The organism is Actinomyces massiliensis 4401292 (genome assembly GCF_000269805.1).
GTDB classification, from domain to species: Bacteria; Actinomycetota; Actinomycetes; order Actinomycetales; family Actinomycetaceae; genus Actinomyces; species Actinomyces massiliensis.
In genome coordinates, this window is the sequence record NZ_JH711482.1 from 612,482 (window position 1) to 632,405 (window position 19,924).

Consider the following 19,924-nt stretch of genomic DNA (forward strand, 5'->3'; position numbering starts at 1 on the left):
GGTCGCGCGCTCACTCGCACCTACTCCAGGGCCAGGAGAACATCGGGGCGCGCCTGACCGCCTGCGTGGATGACCACCTCAATGGCGTCGGGATCCCCCAGGACCCTTTCTCCGTAGTGCGTGACGGCCTCGGCGACGAGCGCGCCGACATCGGGCATGGCGTCACGGCCCAGAATCACGGTGGTCAGCTCGTCCTCGGGACGCAGTGCGGCATCCAGAGCCGAAACGACCGCGTCGGCCTCGGCATCTGTGCCGCTGAGAGCCAGAGTGCGCAGCTCGATAGCGGCGCGGCCGGCCCTCCCGGCCATGGTGGTGAGGTCCTCAGCGCGTCCGGCCACGGCCACGGCTGCCGCCAGGACACGGGCCTCGTCGTCCGTGTCGCATACGAGGAGCTGAACGCTCTCGCCAGGTACGGGAGCCGGCTCGACGGCGCCGCGCACGCGGGAGACGGATGAGCGGGCCGCCAGGAACCGGGCCGCCTCGTGGGCGTGGGCTGCGCACTCGGAGTCGCAGGGCAGCACGATCACCCGCCCCAGACCGAGGTCGACGGCGGCGCGGATGATGCCATCGCGCTCCGGGTGGAGCACGACGACGGCGCCGGTGCGGGCCAGCTGCTCAATGAGCCCCGGGGCACGAGTACAGGTGATGACACCGGTACGCTCGGCCTCTGACACGGAAGGGCTGAGCTGAGAGGGATGCTGGCGCATGGATCGATCGCGCCTGGCCGCTCGATGCTTCTCCCGGCGAGCGGCCAGGCGCTCGAAGGAGACGACATGGGCGTCGCCCTCCGCACGACCGGCAGCGGGCAGAGGCGGCTCGTCTTCCTCCCAGCCCGTGGCGACCGCCAGGGCCGTGGGATGGAGGTGATGGACGCATACCTGGCGAGCCCGTCCGGCGCGGGGCAGTGCGGCACGAGGGGTGTCGGTGTGGACGTGAACCTGATAGAGGCCCATCCCCAGGGCATCCGGGGTGCCGACGACGCCCACCGAGTCGCCGATGCGTTCCAATTCACTGCGCAGCGCGCTCGCCTGAGTGGCAGTGGCGTCAAGCAGGTACATGACCTCGAACTCCCCGGCAGAGGTCGCCTGCACAGCATCACTCGGCCCGGTGACCCCATGCGTGGCGCCGGCCACGAGATCGACGAGCATCTGATGGGCGACCTCGGTGCAAGGCTTAGGAAGCTCCACCGCCCCGTCCGCACCGTCATCCAGCTCGGCTCGGGCCTCGGTGTCGACCGTGTCCGACAGGCACGTGAGCATGAGCATCAGGGCCGCGCCGCCGGCGTCCACGGGGCCATGGCCGAGCCCGGCGGTCTCCACGACGCTCTCCTGGGCGCCGAAGGCGGCGGCCGCGCAGATCGTCGAGACGCTTGCGGGCGCGGCCGGCTCGGACTCCTCCAGGGCCGTGCGCGCAGCCGCAGCGGCATCCCGGGCGACCGTCAGCAGAGTTCCCCCCACCGGTCGCGACACGGCGGCCCATGTGGTGTCCGCGATGCGCTCGTAGGCGTGGACGATCTCGACTGGCCGCAGAGCGGTGGGGTCGGGCCCCTCAGCGCAGACGTCGGCGAGCGCAGCCAGCGCCTGCGAGACCAGGAGGCCGGAGTTGCCGCGTGCGCCACGGATCGCGCCATCAGCTGCAGCCCGGGAGACCTGGACGAGATCAGCGCTGGCCGGCAGGAGACGTATTGCATCGCAGGCGGCGCGCACAGTGAGCAGAACATTGGTGCCGGTGTCAGAATCCGGGACCGGAAAAACATTGAGCGAATCGACGAGCGTGCGCGTGATCTCTTCGGTTCTGCGCACCAGACGCAGCCAATCGCGCAGAACGGGGGCGGTAAGAGCGCGCACGGGAGCCGGGGTTGGCGGCTGGCCGCTCATCTGCCGTGTCACGCCGCGTTCTCCTTGGCTGCTGGTGGGTCCGGTCGCCCGATCGGGCGACTGCTTACCCTGATGTCTCAAGGCTACCGGTCCGCGCCTCTGAGCGCGCCCTGGGGCGACTGTCGCGAGGACTAAAAGTCCTGACCAATGCGCAATTAACGGAGGCATGTGCCCCACCCCACGCCTCTGTCGCTTGGGATGGTTACCCGCCGTCCGATAAGGTGTCCTGGTTGTCCGAGGAGCAGCTTCTCGGGCTGTCGATCTATTGTCGGGCTCCGGCCCGGCGTTCAAGCAAGAAGATTCAGGAGTGAGACCGTGGCTGCTGTGTGCGACGTCTGCGGCAAGGGACCCATCTTCGGCAAGAGCGTCTCGCACTCCCATGTGCGGACCAACCGCCGGTGGAACCCGAACATTCAGCGCGTGCGCGCTCTCGTGAACGGCGCTCCCAAGCGTCTCAACGTGTGCACGTCCTGCCTCAAGGCGGGCAAGGTGACGCGCAACATCTGAGCGCTCTCTCGCCGATTGAACGCTGACGAACACTGAGAGGCCGTCACCCGAGCGGGTGACGGCCTCCTTTTCTCGCCCCATCCCCACCGAGTTTTCTCCTTGCTCCCTAACTCCCTATGTGCTCCCTCTCGGGATCGGTCGCACTCCGCGCCCATTGCGTACCGGCATCGGTTCGCTCGGGCAATGAGATTGGTCCGTCCGAGCCCCACGGCGAGCCGAGCGGAGAGACCGCCCGAGGACGGCCCTCGCGCCTTCAGCCCCGGAAGTGATCCCACCCCTGTCCAGTATCAGAGGTATCAGGTGCTCTCCCGCCAACCGTGACGCGGGGACCCTCATTCTGCTCGAGCACCCGCCCAATGACACGGCAGCCCATAGGAAGTCCGGTCGCCGCCTCGGTCGGGAAGGCGGCGAGCATGCCATGGTCCTCTCCCCCGGTCAGCACCCACCGGCGCGCCAGCGCTCGGGCAGCGATCCGCGAATCCTCCATCAGTCCCGCCACAGGCTCCAGAACGGCCAGGTCCTCCCCGGCGCCGCTCCGCGAGCTCGCAGGATCCTCAAGATCGATTCGCACTTCTGAGGCAGCGGCCATGCGTCCGGCATCGCGCAGCAGACCATCGGAGACGTCCATCATCGCAGTGGCGCCCGCCTCGGCCAGGGCGGGCCCCGCCTTCAGCGGCGGGACGGGCGCGCGGAAGACGGACAGTGACTCGCGCACTGCAGCACGCATCACCTCGTCGAAGCCCTCCCACGACGACGAGCCCTCCCGCGCCCCGACACGATCAGGGTCGTCGATGTCGTTACTGAGCAACGCGAGCCCGGCGGCGCTGCGCCCCAGTGTCCCGGCGTGAATGAGCAGATCGCCCGCACGCGCCCCTGAGCGCAGAACGGGAGATCGGCCCTCCAGGTCACCATGGACAGTGACCGCGATGACGAGATTCTCCCCCGCGCTCAAGTCGCCGCCGACGATGCCGGCCCCGTTCTGGGCGCAGATCTCAGCCATGCCTCGTGTCAGATCCTTGACCCAGGCCAGGGTCGTCGTCGCCGGCAGGACAAGTCCGACGACAATCGCCACCGGGCGCGCCCCCATCGCCGCGACATCAGCGAGGTTCTGGGCGGCGGCACGCGCACCGATCTCCCACGCGCTCGACCAGTCCGTGGAGAAGTGGCGCCCCTGGACCAGAATGTCCGTGCTCACGCAGTAACGGGAGTCCGGGGCGACCAGCACGGCGCAGTCATCACCGGTGCCGACCAACTCATTGCGGCTGGGAGGCAGCAAGGGAGCGAAAGCCGCCAGAAGATCCTCCTCGGTCAGGTCGGCAATGGTGACCCGACCGAGCGTGTGGGCGTCCTCAGCGGTTGACATCGGCCGGCCGCTCCAGGGCCAACTCGATGAGCTCGCCGACCAGGTCGGGATAGTCCAAGCCGGAGGTCTTCCACATGTAGGGGTACATGGAGAAGGGGGTGAAGCCGGGCATGGTGTTGACCTCATTGACGACGGCGCGCCCGTCGTCGGTGACGAAGAAGTCGACCCGGGTCAGCCCCTCGGCCCCGATGGCGATGAACGCCTCAGCAGCGGTGGACATGACCAGCTCGCGCTCAGCGGCGGTCAGGCGGGCGGGACAGACCATCTGGACTGCATCATGGGCCAGATACTTGGTCTCGTAGTCGTAGAACTCGCCGGCTCCATGAGAGGCGTCCATAACGATCTCACCGGGCTCGGCCACGCGCGGGGCGTCATCGCCACGGCCGCCCAGAACCGCGACCTCCACCTCGCGTCCCGTGATCCCGGTCTCCACGAGTACTTTGGGGTCCACCGCGCGGGCGGTCTCAATGGCGGCGAGCAGGTCCTCGCGACGCTCGACCTTGGTGATGCCGAGGGAGGAGCCGGCCCGAGCGGGTTTGACGAACAACGGGTAGTCGAGTTCCTCGCACGCCTGGAGGACGGCGTCGCGGTCTCGTTTCCACCGGTGGGGTTCGATCACGACGTGCGGAGCGGTGGCGATGCCGGCGGCGCTGAGCAGTACCTTGGTCACCTGCTTGTCCATGCCCGCGGCACTGGCCAGCACGCCGCAGCCCACATAGCGAATGCCCAGCATCTCGAGCATTCCCTGAATGGTGCCATCCTCCCCGTAGGGGCCGTGAAGCAGGGGAAGGACGACGTCCACGCCGCCCAGGACGTCCGGTCCGGAGGGCGTCAAGGCGGTCAGCGCTCCGCTGCCGAGTTGGACCGCGAGCTCACCGCGCCCCAGGCCGTCGGCGGTGATCTCCACCGGCGGGCGGGAGTCGTCCAGAGCCAGGGCGGCAGGATCGTCGTCGACGAGTACCCACTGACCGCTCAGCGTGATGCCGATGGGCAGGACCTCATAGCGGTCGCGGTCGATGGCCGATAGGACTCCGGCGGCGGTGGCGCATGAGATGGTGTGCTCGCCGCTGCGCCCCCCGAAAACGACGGCGACACGGGGTTTGCGTCCAGTGGGGCGGGATGCGGAGGAAGGGGAGGAAGGACCGGGCTCTTTCAGGTCTGCTGCCATAGTGCCCACGCTACCGCGCCAGGGCCCTTATCCTGGAAACGGGTCCGGGACTGGATTCGGGATCGGCCTCGGGACTCGGTATTCGTAATTCGTCATCATTCGTCATCCCTGCATCGTCGTCATCAGGAGACACCATGAGCCACCGCTCATCCGCATTGATTCTGGCCATGCTCCTCAGCGGAGCCCTGACGCTCAGCGCCTGCTACGAAGACACCGAGGCGACCGGACCGGCACCCGTGGAGAGCACAGCCGCGTCCGGCGGCTCATCAACCGCCCCGGACGAGGGAAGCACCGGCAGCGGCCAGGCCGATCCCTCCAAGGGCGCCACCAGCGCCTCCCCGCTGGATCAGCAGGACCAGGACAGCTCCAACGACCCGGACTGGGAGATCGGCGGTGAGGGCGAGGAAGCCGCTGAGGGCTCCGCGCTCACTATCGCCGAGGTGCGCGCGGGATCCCATGACGGTTACAGCCGCATCGTCCTTGAGTTCGAAGGCGAGGGGACGCCCGGCTGGCGGGCTCCGGAATGGGTCGATTCCGCCAGCACCATGGGCAAGGGCGATCCGATCACCGTCAAGGGAGATCACACGCTCGTCATCCATGGAACCGGGACGGCCTCGATACAGCCCACGGGGCAGGGCTCCGGCCAGCAGCGCCTCGATCTCGACAAGGGCGACGGCGACGAGGGCGATGAGGGCATCGAGGAGGCCTTCGTGGATCCCGGGTTCGAGGGAGAGTTCCAGGTCGTCCTGGGCACCGACTCCCAGACCTACCGGGTCTTCACCCTGTCAGACCCCACGCGCCTGGTCATCGACGTGGCCGACGACGACCAGCAAGGCCAGGACGGTCAGGGCGACCAGGACCATCACGACGACGACAACAGCTGATGATGACTGACGGCGAATGACGGCAACTGAGCCCGCGGTCTAATTCGCCGGGTCCGTCCCGCCGGCCCCCTCGGCCGGGGCGGCGTTGACGCCCTCGGCCTTGCGCGGGCGAGCCAGAAGCGCGTCGTTGATCTCAGTGACCGTGGCCCGGCCCTCGACGACGGCGACCACACCCGCGGTGATCGGCATCTCAACGTTATGGGCGGCGGCCAGGTCGAGGACCGCGCGGGCGGACTTCGCGCCCTCGGCGACGCCCCGTGAGGCCCTGCTCGCCTCCATGACGCTCATCCCCTGACCCAGATGACGGCCGAAGGCCTGGTTGCGCGACAGGGGGCTGGAGCAGGTCGCAACCAGGTCGCCCAGGCCCGCCAATCCCGAGAATGTCTCCGGACTCGCTCCCAGGGCCATCCCCAGGCGAGTGATCTCCACCAGGCCACGAGTGATGATGGTCGCCTTGGAGTTGTCACCGAACCCGCACCCGACCGCGGCCCCCACAGCCAGGGCGATCACATTCTTGATTGCACCGCACAGCTCGACGCCGAGCACATCGGTATTCGTGTACGGCCTGAAAGTACTTGTGGCGCACAGCGCGGCCACGCGTGCCGCGACAGCCTCATCAGTGGCGGCAACCACCGTGGCGGTGGGCTGACGCGCTGCGATCTCATCGGCGAGATTGGGGCCCGAGATGACGGCGACTCGCTCGGCCGGCAGATCGAGGGCCTCGGTCAGGACCTGGCTCATGCGCAGCCCGGTGCCCAGTTCGACGCCCTTCATCAGCGAGACCGCCAAGACGTCGGGCCCGAGCCCGCCTTGCAGTGGAGACAGCACCTCGCGGGCGCTCTGGGAGGGCACGGCGACGACAATCAGGTCCGCGCCCTCGACGGCCCGCCCCAGATCGCTCGTGGCCGACACGCCTTCGGGCAGACGGCGGCCCGGAACGTAACGCTCATTGCTGCCGGCATTGATCTCGGCGGCCACGTGGTCGCGACGCGCCCACAGAGTCGTGGGGGTGCCCGCCTCAGCGAGTAGACAGGCGAATGTCGTTCCCCAGGCACCCGCGCCGACAACTGCCGCTCTGCGCGCCTCGCGCACGGTCCGCTCGCTCACGGTCGCTCCCCGCTGCCGGACTCATGACCGGACTCCGCGTCATCAACCCCAGGGCCGCCGGGCTCCGTGCCGGACTGCGCGCCAGGACCCGCCTCACCGGATTCCGGCTCGTCCCCCGTTCTGTCCACCGGGACAGCGCCGGGCTGCTCATCGGGGGCCGGATCGGGCTTGCGCACACCGCGGTGCTTCTTCCCGAAGTCGCCGTCATAGTGCATGTCGTAGGGCCTCGGCGCCTTCTCCCCGCGAATCTCCTCGACCAGGACGGTGATACGGCGCATGATCTCAGCCGTCGCGGCGCGCACCGCTGCGCGATCCTCGATGTCCGTGCCGAAGGAGTCCAGGGTGAAGGTCTCACCAATCACAACCCGCACGTCCTTGCGGGGCAGCGGATGAAATCCACCGCCGTAGGAGTCCAGGATGTCCTGCGCCCCCCACTGCCCCATGGGCAGCAGGCGCGCACCGGTGCGCATGGCCAGGCGCGCCGCCCCCGTCTTGCCCACCATGGGCCACAGGAGCGGGTCGCGCGAGAGCGTTCCCTCGGGGAAGATCATGATGACGTCCCCGGCGAGTAGGCGCCTCTCCGCCTCGACCAGGGAATTGCCGGCTTCTTTCGTGCCCCGGTAGACGGGGATCTGGCCTCCGGCCTTGAAGACGTGCCCGAGGATCGGCACATCGAAGATCGTGGACTTGGCCAGGGAGTACACGGGCACGTCCTCGTCGACCAGGCAGCGCATGGCCGTCAAGGAGTCCAGGTCCGACAAATGGTTGCATACCGCAATGAAGCCCCCCTCGCGAGGGATGTTCTCCGTACCGCTGACATGCTGGCGGGAAACCAGTTTGAGGAACGGGATGATCGCTCCGCGGGAGGCGAACCGGTAGAAGGGGGTCATGCGTCGGGTCGTGGGCACGACGCGACTCTAGCCGGTGCCCGCATCCCGGCGCACGACCGCGACTCGGCACGGGTCCCACTGACCAGGACCCGGACCAAGATCCGGACCAGGACAGTGACCGGCAGGAAGGCCGCAGACCCGGCAGGTCCTCAGGCCAGCCGGACGACGTCCGCATTGAGCGCGGAGAGCTTGCTCATGAAGTGCTCATAACCGCGATCGATGAGATTGACGCCCTCGACCCTGCTGATGCCCTCGGCGGCCAGCGCCGCAATGAGGTGGGAGAAGCCGCCGCGCAGATCGGGCACGACGATGTCGGTGCCGTGCAGTGGAGCGGGGCCCGAGATGACGGCGGAGTGGTAGAAGTTGCGCTGCCCGAATCGGCACTCGGTGCCTCCCAGGCACTCGCGGTAGACCTGAATGGTGGCCCCCATCTTGCGCAGGGCCCCCGTGAAGCCGAAGCGGTTCTCGTACACGGTCTCGTGAACGATGGACAGGCCCTGGGCCTGGGTGAGCGCCACCACCAAGGGCTGCTGCCAGTCGGTCATGAAACCGGGGTGGACGTTGGTCTCCACCACGATGCTCCTCAGATCCCCGCCAGGGTGATAGAAGCGGATGCCGTCGTCGCGCACGTCGAAGGCGCCGCCGACCTTGCGGAAGGTGTTGAGGAAGGTCGTCATATCGCCCTGGTGGGCGCCGCGAACGAAGACGTCGCCTTGAGTGGCCAGCGCGGCGGATGCCCAGGAGGCCGCCTCGATGCGGTCCGACAGGGCGGCGTGGTTGTATCCGGCGAGGTCGTCGACGCCCTCGACATGAATGGTGCGATCGGTATCGACCGAGATGATGGCACCCATCTTCTGCAGGACATCGACGAGGTCGAGAATCTCGGGCTCGACCGCCGCTCCCCGCAATTCGGTCAGGCCCTCGGCGCGTACTGCCGTCAGCAGTGTCTGCTCGGTCGCGCCGACGGACGGGTAGGGCAGATCGATGACCGTGCCATGCAGGCCCTCGGGAGCGGTGATGCGTATGCCGCCCTCGAGCTTGTCCACGACCGCCCCGTACTTGCGCAGAATCTCCAAGTGGAAGTCGATCGGGCGGTCCCCGATGCGGCAGCCGCCCAGATCGGGGATGAAGGCCTCCCCCAGACGGTGCAGGAGTGGACCGCAGAACAGAATGGGGATGCGGGAGCTGCCGGCGTGAGCGTCGATATCGGCCATGTGAGCGGTCTCGACGCGGGACGGATCCAACCGCAGGACGCCCTCGGTCTGGTCATAGTCGATCGTCACACCGTGAAGGGACAGCAGCCCCGAGACGACGTCGACGTCACGGATGAGCGGAACGTTGCGCAGGATGGAGGGCGTAGCGCCCAACAGGGCCGCAACCATCGCCTTGGGTACGAGATTCTTCGCCCCACGCACCGTGATCTCACCGTTGAGCGGGCGTCCGCCCTGAACCTGGAGCAATCCGTCGACCATCAAGTACCTCCGAAACGATGATGTGGTCGCGGGCACCGCGGATGCCTACGAGCGCGCCCGATGAGCGCAAAGCCTCCTCAGCATAAGCGAGACGGCGCGCCCCGAGAGAATCGTGGTGCGCGCCGTCGGCGAACAAGGGCGAACGGGCCGAGCCCGCACCGACCTCACCCCTCAGTGCGTACGCGCGGCAGATCGACGATCACGGGCATGTCTGCGGCACGCGCGGGCACAACCTCCTCCTTGGGCAGGTGGCGAGCGGGGAGCGTCGCCGGCTTGAAGCCGGGGCGAGCCCGCTCGTAGGCGACGATCTCGTCCTCTTGCTGGAGAGTCAGCGAGATGTCGTCCAGCCCCTCCATGAGGGTCCAGCGCACATAGTCGTCGATCTGGAACGTGGTGCGCATGCCCCCGGCCTCGACGGTGCGCTCCCGAAGGTCGACCGTGATCTCCGTGCCGGGCTCAGTCTCCAGGATCTTCCACAGCTGCTCGGCATCGTCCTGGCTGATCACGCCAGCCACGAGGCCCTGTTTCCCCGCATTGCCGCGGAAGATGTCGGCGAAGCGCGGGGCCAGCACGACTTTGAAGCCGTAGTCCTTCAACGCCCACACGGCATGCTCGCGCGAGGAACCGGTCCCGAAGTCGGGCCCGGCCACAAGAATGCTGGCACGCTTGTAAGCGTCCTGATTGAGGATGAAGTCGGCCTCGTTCGCCCTCCAACCGGCGAAGAGCGCATCCTCGAAGCCCGTGCGGGTGATGCGCTTGAGGTAGACGGCGGGAATGATCTGGTCGGTGTCCACAGCGCTGCGTCGCAGCGGGGCGCCAATACCGGTATGGCGAATGAACTTCTCCATGAGAGTAGAGCCTCCTTGTCCGGCTCAGGCCGCGGTGGGCGCGGACAGGTCCGCGGGGGTTGATCGGGGCGGAAGATCAGCGGGGCTCGACAGAGTGCCGCGCACGGCCGTCGCAGCGGCGACGGCGGGCGAGACCAGGTGGGTTCGTCCGCCCTTGCCCTGGCGGCCCTCGAAGTTGCGGTTCGAGGTGGAGGCCGAGCGCTCGCCAGGAGCGAGCTGGTCGGGGTTCATGCCCAGGCACATGGAGCATCCGGCATTGCGCCATTCGGCCCCGAAGTCCTTGAAGACCCTGTCCAGTCCCTCGGCCTCCGCCTGGAGGCGAATACGGGCGGAGGCCGGAACGACCAGCATGCGCACGCCCGGCGCCTTGCTGCGGCCCTGCACGATCTCGGCGGCGGCGCGCAGGTCCTCTATGCGCCCATTGGTGCAGCTGCCCAGGAAGACGGTGTCGACCTTGATATCGCGCAACGGCGTACCCGGAGTCAGATCCATGTACTCCAGCGCCCGCCTGGCGGCACGGCGCTGAGTCTCGTCGGCGATGGACTCGGGGTCGGGGATGTCCGCCGAGATGGGCAGGCCCTGCCCGGGGTTGGTGCCCCAGGTGACGAAGGGCTCGATATCCGCGGCCTTGAGAACGACCTCTGTGTCGAACACGGCATCGTCGTCGGTGCGCAGGCTCCTCCAGTACTCGACCGCGGCCTCCCAGCCCTCGCCCACGGGGGCGTGAGGGCGACCGGCGAGGTAGTCGAACGTCACCTCGTCTGGAGCGATCATCCCCGCCCGAGCGCCGCCTTCGATGCTCATGTTGCAGATCGTCATGCGAGCCTCCATCGAGAGCTGCTCGATGGCGCGACCGCGGTACTCGATGACATGGCCCTGAGCACCGTTGGTGCCGATCTTGGCGATGATGGCCAGAACGATGTCCTTGGCGCCGCTGCCGGCGGGAAGATCGCCGTCGATGGTGACGCTCATGGTCTTGAAGGGCGCGATGGGCAGGGTCTGAGTGGCGAGGACATGCTCGACCTGGCTGGTGCCGATCCCGAAGGCCAGCGCTCCGAAGGCGCCATGGGTGGACGTGTGGGAGTCCCCGCACACGACGGTCATGCCCGGCTGCGTGAGGCCCAGCTGAGGGCCGACGGCGTGAACGATGCCCTGATCGGCGTCGCCCAGGGGATGCAGGCGCACGCCGAACTCGGCGCAGTTCGCACGCAGTGTCTCGATCTGAGTGCGGCTGGTGACATCGGCGATGGGCAGGTCGATGTCGAGCGTGGGGGTGTTGTGGTCCTCGGTGGCCAGAGTCAGGTCAGTGCGACGAACTCCGCGGCCCGCCAGACGCAGCCCCTCGAAGGCCTGGGGGCTGGTAACCTCGTGAACGAGGTGGAGATCGATGTAGAGCAGGTCGGGGGCTCCTTCCGCGCCCTGCGAGACGACATGGTCCCGCCAGACCTTCTGGGCGAGGGTCATTCCCATCGCTGCACATCCTTTCTGGAGAAGTCCCCTCGGGGCCGAGAGGCGCGCCGTCCGCGCCAGCACCACGAGGCCGTCAGGGACGGTGCGGGGGCGCACGTCCTAGCGTGAGGATGCTGACACGGCGCCATTTCTGTGCCAAAGCGTACTTGAAGTCTCATCCCTCGGGATGGCAGTATCAGATTATGGACGAGCTGAGTGAAACCGAGAGCAGCGGTGTTGGCGTCATCGACAAGGCCGCCCTCGTCATGAGCGCGCTGGAGTCGGGGCCCGCAACCCTGGCGCAGCTCGTCTCCTCCACCCACCTGGCGCGGCCCACGGCCCACCGCATCGCCGTGGCACTGGAGTATCACCGCCTTGTATCGCGCGACTCCCAGGGTCGTTTCATCCTCGGCCCGCGCCTGAGCGAGCTCGCATCGGCCGCCGGCGAGGACCACCTCCTCGCGGCCGCCGGTCCCGTCCTGGCGGCACTGCGGGACAAGACTCACGAATCTTCTCAGCTCTACCGCCGCCAGGGCGATGTCCGCATCTGCGTGGCCAACGCCGAGCGCCCCATCGGCCTGCGCGACTCCATCCCGGTGGGCGCCACCATGTCCATGCAGGGGGGCTCGGCCGCCCAAGTGCTTCTGGCATGGGAGGAACCGGATCGCCTGCACCGGGGCCTGATCGGCGCCCGCTTCAACGCCACGATGCTGTCCGCCGTGAGGCGACGGGGCTGGGCGCAGTCCGTGGGCGAGCGAGAGCCCGGAGTCGCGAGCGTGTCGGCCCCCGTGCGGGGCACGAGCGGAAAGGTGATCGCGGCCGTATCGATCTCCGGGCCGATCGAGCGGATGGGCCGCCAGCCCGGCCGCGTTCACGGCGGGGTCGTCATGGCTGCAGCGCGCCGCCTGTCCGAGGTGCTCCGCAACAACGACGATTCCTGACGAGTCCCGACACGCGCTGAGGCCGCTGAGGCTGCTGAGGCCTTTGTCTCCTCTGTCTCCTCGCTGCTCTGCCCGTCCCGATCCTGCGGGATCGGACGCTGTGGCCGGCAGTGCCCTCAGAGCCCCTCGCGCAGAGCGATGGCTCTGCGATAGGCGTTCACATTCATCTCCGTCACCGTGGCCCACTCGGACAGGGGTGCCACGGTGCGGTTGTGCTCCTTGATCCGCTCCAGGAGTCCGGGGGCGCGCAGGAGAGAGGTCAGGGCATCGGCCAGGCCGGCATCATCGTCCGCCAGGAGCCCGTCAACGCCATCGGTGATGAAGTCGCCGACCCCGCTGGTGCTGGTGCGCAGGGCGATTACGGCCAGGCCGGCCGACCGCGCCTCCAGGACGCTGATGCCGAAGGATTCCACGGGCGAGGTATGCAGGTAGATGTCCGCCCGGGCGAAGGCCCGCGCCAGCTCATCGCGCTCGACCCTGCCCACCAGGGCGATGCGATCGGCCGCGCCGCTGGCAGCCGCCTCCTGGGCGAGGCGGGCCCGCAGGGGGCCGTCCCCGTACATGTACAGTTCCGTCTCCCGGTCCCCGCAGCGTGCGATGGCCGAGGTGAAGACGCGCACCACCTGGAGGGGCCGCTTGAGCTCGATCCAGCGCAACGAGGCGACCACTCGTAGCGGGCGCCGGTCGTCCCGTCCCGCCGGGCGGTCCGGGCGCCAGTCGGCCACGGTGATGCCGTTGGGCAGGACCTCGACGGGGGCCTGGGCGCCAGCCGCCTCGACCTGGCGCGCCAGCATGGAGGAGACCGCGGTGAGGTCGGCACCGGCCTGCTGCCAGCGCCGTACCGGGCTCAACGGGCCCAGGGCCCCGACAGCCCCCGCCCACGAGCCCAGCACGCTGTGGAAGGTGATGGCGATCGGCAGGCCGAGGCGCCGAGCGGCTGCGATCCCGGACCAGGCGAAGGGCGAGACGATGCCCACATGCACGTGGACGACGTCGGGTCGTAGCCGTTTCATGAGCAGCTCCATCTCATGACGGGCACGCGGGTGCACGGGCAGCTCGCCGGGCAGGCTCACGGTGGTGCGGAACACGGGAAAGCCGTCGGGCCTCTCGATGCTGCGACCTCGCCCTCGACCGATCGGGGTCGCCGTCACCACCGCCGGCTCGTGTCCGGCCGCCAGGAGATTCCTCGCCAGGTCCCGCACCTGGGTCTCGATCCCGCCCAGGCGCGGCGCGTAGCAGTCGGAAACGATGAGGACTCGCATAGTCCTCTAGTGTGCCACCGGCCGGTCCGGCTACAGGGATCCTGAACGAGCCTGAACGAGTATGGACGGGCGGCTCGCGAGAGGTGACCGCCCGGGGGCCTGCTCAGGCGCACCTCGCATCGGGCCCGTCCCGGCGCGGAGCCGCGGGCAGGCGACCGCCATGATCGGAATGCTCACCGCAGTTGCCGCGGCGAACGCGACGCGGGTGGCGCTGGAGGTCGAGGAGAACAACGGCGGCGCCGTTGCCCGCCGCCTAGGACTGGCGGCGGCCGTGGATCAGGCGCCGCGCGAGGCGTGCCCGGCGCGCAATTGCGTAATCTCGGCCTCGAAGTCCTCCAGGGAGTTGAAGGAGGAGTAGACGGAGGCGAAGCGCAGGTAGGCCACCTCATCGAGCTCGCGAAGCGGCCCCAGGATCGCCAGGCCGACCTCGTGGGAGTCGACGATCGCCTGGCCGTTGCCCCGCACCGTTTCCTCGACCTTGTAGGCCAGCAAGGCCAGATCGTCGTCGGAGACCGGTCGCCCTTGACAGGCACGACGCACTCCCCCGATCACTTTGGCGCGGGAGAAGGGATCGACAGCACCTGAGCGCTTGCGCACCGACAGGCTGGCGGTCTCCAGCGTGGTGAAACGGCGGCCGCATCGGGTGCACTCCCGCCGACGTCGAATCGACGCCCCGTCCTCAGCAGTACGAGAGTCCACTACGCGCGAGCCGTCATGCCGGCAGAAGGGACAGTGCACGCCGAGATCCTCCATGTGATCGCCTGATGTGCAATGGAGACTAAACGTGCAGGCAGGACCATCGCAACCAGCATCGCGCCGGAGGCCACCCTGATCATTCTGCAGGGACCACGAGAACCTGACCGGCTTGGAGTGCAGAGGACTCCAAACCATTGAGCTCGACGATCCGGGACATGGTTCTATCGACATCACCGGTGCCCGTCGCCGCTGCAACCTCCCATAGGGACTGCCCGGCCTGGACGGTGGCCGTGGTCGTCCGACTGGGAGCATCCGCGAATCCTGAAATCACGATCCCGAGGGAGACAATGAGAGCGGCTACAAGCACCAAACCGCCGGTCACCACAAGGCGACGCAGTCCGATCGGCAGCCGCTGGGCGGAGTCCTGTACCCGCAGGGGCGACGCCTCACCGTGCGCGCCATCTGCGCCATCTGCACCATGCGCAAGCACAGACCGACTCCGCTGGGCCTCGAGCTGACGGCGACGCTGGGCGCGCACGGCCGGGTGGTGGGGAGCGAGATCCGCAGGACGCGCTTGCGCCACCCCTCCTCCGCCCAGGGCGCTTCGCGCCGCCCGTGGAGTGACCGGGCGCCGCGTGAGTTCCGCGGGAAGCTCGACAACCGGATCGGCGCGAGAGGTCTCGGGAACGAAGTCATCGGTGACCAGTCGAAGGTGAGGACGAGAGGCGACAAGAAACTCCTCCTCACGTTCCGCCTCTTGCGCCGACGCAGCCGAAACGGCATGAGGACGAGGGGAAGGAAGGGGCGTGAGAGCGCTCATGAGTACCTCCTAGAACACATGTTCGACGAACATCTGTTCGATACGATAGCGGTTGGTGGGCAGTACGTCCAGAACTTTTTCGAACACATGTTTGAAGTGCCGGATATTCCGCCGTAGGCTTGTCACATCAACGCCATCACAGGCCACCGACACGAATTCGAGCCCCTTAACCAGCCGCATCGCCCGAGCGCCTCCGATTGCAGCGGCCACTGCGCGGGATGGGGCCGAGGAAGGACTGCCCGGCCATGAAAGCCTCCGGCGCCACCGCCCCGGCCGCCCCGGCCTCGACTTCAGCGGAGGCGGCGCTCGACGCCCTCGATGCTCTCGACGCGCGCGCCCGCGCCGTCTACGAAACCGTCCGGGACGCCGTCACTGCGCACGGATACCCCCCCTCCATGCGAGAGATCGGCGCCGCAGTCGGCCTGACGAGTCCATCCTCGGTCAAGCACCAGCTCGACAAGCTCGAGCGGCTGGGGCTGGTTCGGCGCGATCCGAACCGGCCACGCGCCCTCGAAGTCATTCTGCCCGTCCAATCCGCCTCCACACCCGCGGCCGAAACGAAGGCCCTCGAGGACCCCGAGGCCCCCGAGGATGCTGCGAGCGCTGCGGACACTGCGGCCACCGAGCGCCCCGAGAATCCTGGCCGCCAGCATTCTGCGAACCCCGATGACCTTCCTTCGCTGCCCGTGCTGCCCGGCGTAGCCGAGGGCGAGGCCGTCGCCGTGCCCCTCGTCGGGCGGATCGCAGCGGGATCCCCCATCCTCGCCGAGCAGAGCATTGAGGATGTCATGGCCCTGCCCCGGCGCCTGACCGGCAACGGCGAGCTCTTCATGCTCGAAGTCCACGGCGACTCCATGGTCGAGGCCGCCATCTGCGACGGGGACTGGGTCGTGGTGCGCACTCAAGCGGACGCGTCCAATGGGGACATTGTCGCAGCCATGCTCGACGACATTGACGGCGCAACCGCCACGGTCAAAGTCCTCTTCCGCAGGGACGGCCACCAATGGCTCCTGCCCCGCAACCCCGATTATGCGCCGATCCCAGGGGACGAGGCCACGATCATGGGCAAGGTGGTCACGGTCCTGCGCTCCCTGTGAGCATCGCAAGCATCTGCGAGCACCACAAGCAGTCGGGCGCACCGCGCCCCATCATGCGGTTGGGGTCCCATCCCGAGACCGGGATGGGACCCCAACCGCACGCCGACTGCACGAACCGCGCCGGCTCGTGCGACAAGCCCTGTGCTATGAGGGCTTATGAGGACGATAGCTCGGCGCTGCGGAGGCGGGCGTCAGTAGCCCAGGCCGCGGGCGACCTCGCGCAGGCGCTCGGCAGAAGCCGTCAGGCGGTCGCGCTCATCCAGGGTCAGGGGCAGCTCAAGGCGGCGGCCGGCGCCGTCGCGGCCCACAATCGTGGGAACGGCCATGCACACATCGGAAATCCCGTGCCAGTTCTGCAGCACCGGCGACACGGTGAGAACCCGCTGCTCGTCGTTGAGAATAGCGCTGATGATCCGCTGAACGGCCAGGCCCACGGCGTAGTTGGTCACGCCCTTGCCCTCGATAATGCGGTAGGCGGAGCGGACAACGTCGTGGGCGATGCGCTCGCGCTTGGCCTCGTCGAAGACGCCGCCGTCCAGGGTCTTGCCCCACTGGGTGACAGGCACACCGCCGATCTCGCAGGACGACCACAGCGGCACCTCGGAATCTCCGTGCTCACCGGCGATGTAGCCGTGAATGTTCTGGGTGGCCGTCCCGGTCTCCAGGGAGACCAGGTAACGCATGCGGGCGGTGTCCAGAACGGTGCCGGAGCCGAAGACCTGATTCTCGGGCAGGTCGGTGATCTTCTTGGCGCAGTAGGTCACCACGTCCACCGGGTTGGCCACCGGCAGGAAGATCGCGTTGGGGGCGACCTCGACCAGCTTGGGCAGGATCTTCTCCATGATGCCCACGGTGGCTCCGGCGAGCTCCAGGCGGGACTGGCCCGGCTTCTGCTTCGCACCCGCGGTGATGGCGATGACATCGGCATCGCGACAGATCTCGGGATCGTCAGAGCCGGACACGGAACCGGCAGAGGTGAACTGAATCCCCTGCGCGATGTCGAGGGCCTCGGCCTCGACCTTCTCCTTGGCGATATCCTGCAGCACGACCTCGCGGGCGACGCCCTTGGTCACGCAGGCGTAAGCGAGCGTCGATCCCACGGCGCCCGCGCCGATGATCGCAACCTTGGATGGACGGCCCCCCGGGGCCGTTGGGTAGGAGCCTTGTGCACTGTTGGTGATGGTGGCCTCGGACACGGTCTTCCTCCGAATAGGGTGTTGGCGCGGCAGGAGAGCCGGCCAAGGCAAGAGTACGCGGTTTGCACAGGGCGGGGGGAGGATCGTCACTATCACGGCTTCGGAAGATGCTGCGCCTGTAAGGCGAAAGCCGGACTCGGCCCGAGAGGACCGCGCACGGATCTCGCCCCGGCCGGAACGATCGGCGGGCCCCTCGGCGGAGACCGTCGTCAGTCCATGACCGCCAGCCGGGACAGTGCGCCCAAGACGACATCACGGTCCCGCGTCGGCCACAGTCCCGGCATGGATCGGGCCAGGAAAGCGCCGTAGCGGGCGGTGCGCAGGCGCGGATCGAGGACGGCGACGACCCCGCGGTCGTCGGCTCGGCGTATGAGCCGCCCCGCCCCTTGGGCGAGCAGAAGTGCGGCGTGAGTGGCGGACACGCTCATGAAACCGTTGCCGCCCGCGGCTGCGACGGCCTCGCTGCGAGCCTGGGCCACGGGGTCGTCCGGGCGCGGGAAGGGGATGCGATCGATGATGACCAGGCGACAGGTGCGTCCGGGAACATCCACGCCCTGCCAGAGGGAAAGGGTTCCCACCAGGCAGGCGTCCTCGTCAACGGCGAAGGCATCCACGAGGGTCGGCAGCTGGTCGTCGCCCTGGGCGTAAACGGTCAGATCCGTGGCGTTGCGCAGGACCTCGGCGGCCTCTTCGGCGGCGCGCCGCGAGGAGAACAGGCCCAGCATGCCTCCGCGACTGGCCTCGGTCAGAGCGAGGATCTCATCGAGCGCCGCCTCGGAGATTTCCCGCCCCGGTCTGGGCAGATGCGTGGGTGTGTAAAGGATGCCCTGGCGGGCATAGTCGAAAGGAGTACCCACGTCCACGCCATCCCACTGGCCACCGGTCAGCGTCAGCCCCAGGGCACGGGCCATCGGTTCGAAACTTCCGCCCAGGGCCAGGGTGGCCGAGGTCAAGACTGCGGCGCGATCCTCCAGCAGGGAATCGGCCAGGGAGCCGGCGACGTCGACGGGCGCCAGCGTGAGCCGTGGAGGCTCGGCGCCCATGCGGGGCCGCTCGATCCAGGCGACGTCACGGCGCTCGCGCACCGAGTCCGACGTCATGCGCGCAATGGCGTCCACCAGATCGGAGACGGCCGTCCGGGCCAGTGCCGCTCCCCCGGATCCCCCGGCACCACCGGCATCAGCGCTCCTCTCCCCGGTCTTGACCGCCTCGCGCACATCGGTGAGAGCATGACGAGCCGCGCCGTCCAGCACGAGGAGCGCCTCATGCAGAGCGGGAGGCAGGCCATCGCTCAAGCGCCCATCGGGCAGGTCGGCCAAAGCGAGCTGCAGCCGCTGACCGGCGGATTCCAACTCGGTGACATGAACCGAGACGCCTCGCCGTACGGTAGCGGCCACCCGCATGATGGCAGCTGCGGACAGGCTCACGGTGCCCTGGGAGCGGACTCGGTCGGCGAGCGCATGTGCCTCATCGACGACCAGAACCCGATGCTCGGGCAGGACCCCTGGATTGCCAGACACGGCGATGCCGAGCATGGCGTGATTGGTGACGATCACGTCGGCCGCCATCGCCGCGGCCCGGGCGAGCTCGGGGAAGCATTCCTCGCGCAGCGGGCAGGAGGCGCCCAGACACTCAGCTCTGGTGACCGAGACCTGCGCCCAGGCGCGGTCCGACACACCCGGGACGAGATCGTCCCGGTCACCGGTCGTGGTTTCGGCGACCCACTCGCGCAACCGGACGACCTGCTCTCCGACACTGCGACGGCCCGCTTCCCCGATTCGCCCCGAGACGGTCGCGGCGCCGGCGGAGAAAAGCGCATCGTCGGCGTCGTCGGCTTCCGGATAACCGCCTTGAAGGCGATGACGGCACACGTAGTTCTGCCACCCCTTGAGCAGCGCGATAGCGGGTCGCAGCCCAGTGACGGCCTCGACGGCGTCGGCGGCCAAGGGGGCGTCCTTGGTCAGGACTTGCCGCTGAAGAGCAAGCGTGGCCGTGGAGATGACGGCGCGCTCTCCGGACTCAACCGCATGGACCATCACGGGCACGAGGTATCCCAGGGACTTGCCGGTGCCCGTACCGGCCTGCACCAGCAGGTGCGCCTGATCATCCAGCGCATCGGCCACGCGAGCAGCCATCTCGACCTGTCCGGGGCGAGGAGCGGCACCAAGACGATGCACAGCCTCGGCGAGGACGCTCAGAGCGCGCCCGCAGGGGTCGCCGGGGTCACCGGAGTTGCCAGGGCTATCTGGGTTATCGGCACGCGAATCCTCTGGACCCGCAGAGCCGACGCCCTGCGGCAGGGTCGCTGCGTCCATGCCGTTCGGAGAGCCCGGCACACCGCGGGCGG

General features: G+C 68.4%; 18 protein-coding genes. 4 read left to right on the forward strand and 14 right to left on the reverse strand.

The genetic code is table 11. From position 1 onward, the window contains the following. Window positions 1–20: 20 nt before the first annotated feature. A complete protein-coding gene (locus W5W_RS0111070) occupies window positions 21–1,877 on the reverse strand; it encodes a DAK2 domain-containing protein (RefSeq protein ID WP_017195432.1) in 1,857 nt (618 codons plus the stop codon). 315 nt (window positions 1,878–2,192) lie between these two features. Between W5W_RS0111070 and rpmB the strand changes: the two genes are divergently transcribed. Next, window positions 2,193–2,384, forward strand: coding sequence for a 50S ribosomal protein L28 (gene rpmB / locus W5W_RS0111075; RefSeq protein WP_003785965.1), 192 nt, complete (start codon window positions 2,193–2,195; stop codon window positions 2,382–2,384). 253 nt (window positions 2,385–2,637) lie between these two features. Here rpmB and W5W_RS0111080 read toward each other — a convergent pair whose 3' ends face one another. Together W5W_RS0111080 and W5W_RS0111085 are read right to left on the reverse strand one after the other, a co-directional pair. Then, the gene (locus W5W_RS0111080; protein ID WP_017195433.1) at window positions 2,638–3,747 is read right to left on the reverse strand and encodes a thiamine-phosphate kinase; all 1,110 of its coding nucleotides are present in this window, start codon (window positions 3,745–3,747) and stop codon (window positions 2,638–2,640) included. Continuing rightward, window positions 3,734–4,915 carry a D-alanine--D-alanine ligase family protein gene (locus W5W_RS0111085; protein WP_008732786.1) on the reverse strand — a complete coding sequence of 394 codons (1,182 nt, stop codon included), beginning with the start codon at window positions 4,913–4,915 and terminating at the stop codon, window positions 3,734–3,736. The genes W5W_RS0111080 and W5W_RS0111085 overlap by 14 nt, the downstream gene beginning before the upstream one ends. A gap of 134 nt (window positions 4,916–5,049) precedes the next feature. Here W5W_RS0111085 and W5W_RS0111090 point away from each other — a divergent pair, with 134 nt between their 5' ends. Beyond that, window positions 5,050–5,799: an AMIN-like domain-containing (lipo)protein gene (locus W5W_RS0111090; RefSeq protein ID WP_008732687.1), complete on the forward strand. Its 750-nt coding sequence runs from the start codon at window positions 5,050–5,052 to the stop codon at window positions 5,797–5,799. A gap of 39 nt (window positions 5,800–5,838) precedes the next feature. Here the strand turns inward: W5W_RS0111090 and W5W_RS0111095 are convergent, their stop codons facing one another. From W5W_RS0111095 to leuC, 5 genes are all read right to left on the reverse strand, one after another. Continuing rightward, on the reverse strand, window positions 5,839–6,906 hold the full coding sequence (locus W5W_RS0111095) for an NAD(P)H-dependent glycerol-3-phosphate dehydrogenase (RefSeq protein WP_008732775.1): 1,068 nt from the start codon (window positions 6,904–6,906) through the stop codon (window positions 5,839–5,841). Beyond that, window positions 6,903–7,796: a lysophospholipid acyltransferase family protein gene (locus W5W_RS0111100; RefSeq protein ID WP_008732684.1), complete on the reverse strand. Its 894-nt coding sequence runs from the start codon at window positions 7,794–7,796 to the stop codon at window positions 6,903–6,905. The genes W5W_RS0111095 and W5W_RS0111100 overlap by 4 nt, the downstream gene beginning before the upstream one ends. A 149-nt stretch (window positions 7,797–7,945) precedes the next feature. Continuing rightward, window positions 7,946–9,268 carry a UDP-N-acetylglucosamine 1-carboxyvinyltransferase gene (gene murA / locus W5W_RS0111105; RefSeq protein WP_008732707.1) on the reverse strand — a complete coding sequence of 441 codons (1,323 nt, stop codon included), beginning with the start codon at window positions 9,266–9,268 and terminating at the stop codon, window positions 7,946–7,948. Between the two features lie 164 nt (window positions 9,269–9,432). Next, complete coding sequence (gene leuD / locus W5W_RS0111110) at window positions 9,433–10,116, reverse strand: 3-isopropylmalate dehydratase small subunit (protein ID WP_008732781.1); 684 nt, start codon at window positions 10,114–10,116, stop codon at window positions 9,433–9,435. Window positions 10,117–10,140: 24 nt separating this feature from the next. Further along, a complete protein-coding gene (gene leuC / locus W5W_RS0111115) occupies window positions 10,141–11,586 on the reverse strand; it encodes a 3-isopropylmalate dehydratase large subunit (RefSeq protein ID WP_008732723.1) in 1,446 nt (481 codons plus the stop codon). 182 nt (window positions 11,587–11,768) lie between these two features. Between leuC and W5W_RS0111120 the strand changes: the two genes are divergently transcribed. Next, window positions 11,769–12,506: an IclR family transcriptional regulator gene (locus tag W5W_RS0111120; RefSeq protein WP_017195434.1), complete on the forward strand. Its 738-nt coding sequence runs from the start codon at window positions 11,769–11,771 to the stop codon at window positions 12,504–12,506. A gap of 116 nt (window positions 12,507–12,622) precedes the next feature. Here the strand turns inward: W5W_RS0111120 and W5W_RS0111125 are convergent, their stop codons facing one another. The 4 genes from W5W_RS0111125 to W5W_RS16185 all read right to left on the reverse strand — a co-directional run bounded on the left by W5W_RS0111125 (window position 12,623) and on the right by W5W_RS16185 (window position 15,494). Beyond that, window positions 12,623–13,768 carry a glycosyltransferase gene (locus tag W5W_RS0111125; protein WP_017195435.1) on the reverse strand — a complete coding sequence of 382 codons (1,146 nt, stop codon included), beginning with the start codon at window positions 13,766–13,768 and terminating at the stop codon, window positions 12,623–12,625. A 276-nt stretch (window positions 13,769–14,044) separates the two neighbouring features. After that, complete coding sequence (gene nrdR, locus W5W_RS0111130; protein ID WP_029574274.1) at window positions 14,045–14,506, reverse strand: transcriptional regulator NrdR; 462 nt, start codon at window positions 14,504–14,506, stop codon at window positions 14,045–14,047. Window positions 14,507–14,600: 94 nt separating this feature from the next. Beyond that, a complete protein-coding gene (locus tag W5W_RS15775; RefSeq protein ID WP_008732673.1) occupies window positions 14,601–15,284 on the reverse strand; it encodes a LysM peptidoglycan-binding domain-containing protein in 684 nt (227 codons plus the stop codon). A gap of 9 nt (window positions 15,285–15,293) precedes the next feature. After that, complete coding sequence (locus W5W_RS16185) at window positions 15,294–15,494, reverse strand: hypothetical protein (RefSeq protein ID WP_154650329.1); 201 nt, start codon at window positions 15,492–15,494, stop codon at window positions 15,294–15,296. A 35-nt stretch (window positions 15,495–15,529) separates the two neighbouring features. Here W5W_RS16185 and lexA point away from each other — a divergent pair, with 35 nt between their 5' ends. Beyond that, a complete protein-coding gene (gene lexA / locus W5W_RS0111140) occupies window positions 15,530–16,381 on the forward strand; it encodes a transcriptional repressor LexA (protein ID WP_017195438.1) in 852 nt (283 codons plus the stop codon). 191 nt (window positions 16,382–16,572) lie between these two features. Here the strand turns inward: lexA and W5W_RS0111145 are convergent, their stop codons facing one another. After that, window positions 16,573–17,577, reverse strand: a complete 1,005-nt coding sequence (locus W5W_RS0111145; protein ID WP_008732715.1) for an L-lactate dehydrogenase — start codon at window positions 17,575–17,577, stop codon at window positions 16,573–16,575. 209 nt (window positions 17,578–17,786) lie between these two features. Beyond that, the gene (locus tag W5W_RS0111150; RefSeq protein ID WP_029574276.1) at window positions 17,787–19,892 is read right to left on the reverse strand and encodes an ATP-dependent DNA helicase; all 2,106 of its coding nucleotides are present in this window, start codon (window positions 19,890–19,892) and stop codon (window positions 17,787–17,789) included. Window positions 19,893–19,924: the final 32 nt, after the last annotated feature.

What these genes read in the sequence shown, in the direction of transcription:
- leuD (WP_008732781.1), bottom strand. Translation starts at nt 10,116, where the DNA reads ATGGAGAAGTTCATTCGCCATACCGGTATTGGCGCCCCGCTGCGACGC.
- W5W_RS15775 (WP_008732673.1), bottom strand. Translation starts at nt 15,284, where the DNA reads ATGAGCGCTCTCACGCCCCTTCCTTCCCCTCGTCCTCATGCCGTTTCG.
- W5W_RS0111150 (WP_029574276.1), bottom strand. Translation starts at nt 19,892, where the DNA reads ATGGACGCAGCGACCCTGCCGCAGGGCGTCGGCTCTGCGGGTCCAGAG.
- W5W_RS0111070 (WP_017195432.1), bottom strand. Translation starts at nt 1,877, where the DNA reads ATGAGCGGCCAGCCGCCAACCCCGGCTCCCGTGCGCGCTCTTACCGCC.
- W5W_RS0111120 (WP_017195434.1), top strand. Translation starts at nt 11,769, where the DNA reads ATGGACGAGCTGAGTGAAACCGAGAGCAGCGGTGTTGGCGTCATCGAC.
- W5W_RS0111080 (WP_017195433.1), bottom strand. Translation starts at nt 3,747, where the DNA reads ATGTCAACCGCTGAGGACGCCCACACGCTCGGTCGGGTCACCATTGCC.
- W5W_RS0111085 (WP_008732786.1), bottom strand. Translation starts at nt 4,915, where the DNA reads ATGGCAGCAGACCTGAAAGAGCCCGGTCCTTCCTCCCCTTCCTCCGCA.
- lexA (WP_017195438.1), top strand. Translation starts at nt 15,530, where the DNA reads ATGAAAGCCTCCGGCGCCACCGCCCCGGCCGCCCCGGCCTCGACTTCA.
- W5W_RS0111125 (WP_017195435.1), bottom strand. Translation starts at nt 13,768, where the DNA reads ATGCGAGTCCTCATCGTTTCCGACTGCTACGCGCCGCGCCTGGGCGGG.
- W5W_RS0111090 (WP_008732687.1), top strand. Translation starts at nt 5,050, where the DNA reads ATGAGCCACCGCTCATCCGCATTGATTCTGGCCATGCTCCTCAGCGGA.
- W5W_RS0111100 (WP_008732684.1), bottom strand. Translation starts at nt 7,796, where the DNA reads ATGACCCCCTTCTACCGGTTCGCCTCCCGCGGAGCGATCATCCCGTTC.
- murA (WP_008732707.1), bottom strand. Translation starts at nt 9,268, where the DNA reads ATGGTCGACGGATTGCTCCAGGTTCAGGGCGGACGCCCGCTCAACGGT.
- leuC (WP_008732723.1), bottom strand. Translation starts at nt 11,586, where the DNA reads ATGGGAATGACCCTCGCCCAGAAGGTCTGGCGGGACCATGTCGTCTCG.